At 67.2% G+C, this 1,823-nt stretch carries 3 protein-coding genes; 2 read left to right on the plus strand and 1 reads right to left on the minus strand.

What is annotated here, in order from left to right; genetic code table 11:
* Nucleotides 1-89 precede the first annotated feature (89 nt).
* The gene (locus AB0D57_RS47645; protein WP_362088761.1) at nucleotides 90-320 is read right to left on the minus strand and encodes a hypothetical protein; all 231 of its coding nucleotides are present in this window, start codon (nucleotides 318-320) and stop codon (nucleotides 90-92) included.
* Nucleotides 321-344: 24 nt separating this feature from the next.
* Here AB0D57_RS47645 and AB0D57_RS47650 point away from each other — a divergent pair, with 24 nt between their 5' ends.
* Nucleotides 345-527, plus strand: a complete 183-nt coding sequence (locus AB0D57_RS47650) for a hypothetical protein (protein ID WP_362088762.1) — start codon at nucleotides 345-347, stop codon at nucleotides 525-527.
* Between the two features lie 393 nt (nucleotides 528-920).
* The gene (locus AB0D57_RS47655) at nucleotides 921-1,529 is read left to right on the plus strand and encodes a M23 family metallopeptidase (RefSeq protein WP_362088763.1); all 609 of its coding nucleotides are present in this window, start codon (nucleotides 921-923) and stop codon (nucleotides 1,527-1,529) included.
* The last annotated feature ends 294 nt before the right edge of the window (nucleotides 1,530-1,823 follow it).

Below are 1,823 nucleotides of genomic sequence, written 5' to 3' on the forward strand. Positions count from 1 at the left end.
GCCCTCGCGGCCCTCCAGGCTCGAGTCCTTGCCCAAACAGGCGAGCCCCACAACAAGATCAAGACGACGTGTTAATGATCTGCAAGCCCTTAGCCGGGGCCGAGGTGGTTGGCGTGGCCGCCGGGGAGCGCGACGGGGGTCAGGGCGGCGGAGACGGAGACGGCCCAGTGCCGGTACCGGGCGCTCGCGTCGCGCGTGGCAGGCGTGGCAGGCGGGTCGGTACTACGTCCGGTCCCGTCCTCGGGTGCCCACCCGGCGACGATCTCGACGACGAGGGTGGTCCTGCCGGTTGCCGAACGCGGTCGCGTCGGCAGGGACACGGTCGGCGGCCCTGGAGGGTCGCGATGCGCGCTTCCGCGTCCGCCGTGACCTGCCGCATCCCGGACAGCTCGGCGTCCGGTTCGCCCTTCCGCAGTGCCCGCCCCGCCCAGTCCTGGCCGCCGCCGCGAACGGTCGGCGGCAACCTGTGGTCGCGTGCCGCGCGCACGGAGGCCCGCACGTCCAGCGCTGTCCCGACGGCGTTCTGACACTCCCTTGCGGTGACATGACGCACAGGCGATTTGTCCGTTACTAGGGCAGATAGTGGATAATCGTAAATGGGCAAAACGGACCTTTGGTGCAGAATCTCGATAGGGGTTCCGGCGTCGAGGTGGGCGGTGCGGTGGGGCGATTATTCCGCTGGGGTGCGACGTCTTGAAGTGGTGCTAAACGCCCCTTCAAGGAAAAAATCAGGCAGATTCCATCCGGAGTGGACGTTCTGTCAAGGAGTCGGAAGTTTTCGGGCTATGTACGACCAAGCTTCGTAGATCACGATTTTGGGGGTTGGCGGGAGCCCGGGTTACCAAAGGGATGGCCCATCCGGCAGCTGCTTGTGCGTCGGGTGGGTTTGTGTCCCTCATCCCCGTCCCCGCGAGGTTTCGATGTTCAAGCGCGTCACGTCCCGTCTCTCCCTGTCCCCGCTCCGCACACAGGCAGCCGTCCTGGCCGTCGGAGTGGGCGCCTCGGTCGTACTGGGGGCCGGGGTCGCGGCCGCCGCCGAAACCACGCTGGACACCGTCGCCGCCAAGACGGTCTCCACGACGGTCCAGCAGGCCGCCGCCAAGAAGGGCACGTCCTGGGTCGACCCGGTGCGCAGGTACACGCTGTCCGCCAGCTTCAACCAGGCCGGCGGTATGTGGCAGTCCACCCACTCCGGGCAGGACTTCGCCGTTCCCAGCGGCACCGAGGTCATCGCCGCGCACGGCGGCACGGTCGTCAAGGCCGGCGGCAACGGCGCCGGTGACGGTCCCGCGTACGGCAACGCCATAGTCATCAAGCACGGCAGCGGGACGTACTCGCAGTACGCCCATCTCTCCCGGATCGACGTCAGGGTCGGCCAGGTCGTCGCCACCGGTCAGCACATCGCGCGGTCCGGCAACACCGGCAACTCCAGCGGGCCGCACCTGCACTTCGAGATCCGTAGGACCGCGAACTACGGCTCCGCCGTCGACCCCGTCGCCTTCCTGCGCTCCAAGGGTGTGATCGTCTAAGACGGTTCGGGCCCGAGACGCTTCGGGCCCAAGGCCGTTAGGTCCTGTTGTCACATTCCCGCCGTGCGCCCGGAGATCGGGAGGCAGGCGGGAATGTGACGAAACGTCCGCATGCATCCAGTATGCGGACGTCCCTCCGTCTTGCGGTGCACCGCATCTGACGCCGCGCGCTGATCCACCAGGGATTACGGGACAGCCCTTAGGGCTTGCGGGGAATCAAAGTGTTGCTTCCCGTCCTGAAGCTCGTTGGTGTGGTATGCGCATCCCGGATGAGACTCGTGACCAACTCGCCGT

The sequence above is a fragment of the Streptomyces sp. NPDC048275 genome, assembly GCF_040652275.1.
GTDB lineage: Bacteria > Actinomycetota > Actinomycetes > Streptomycetales > Streptomycetaceae > Streptomyces.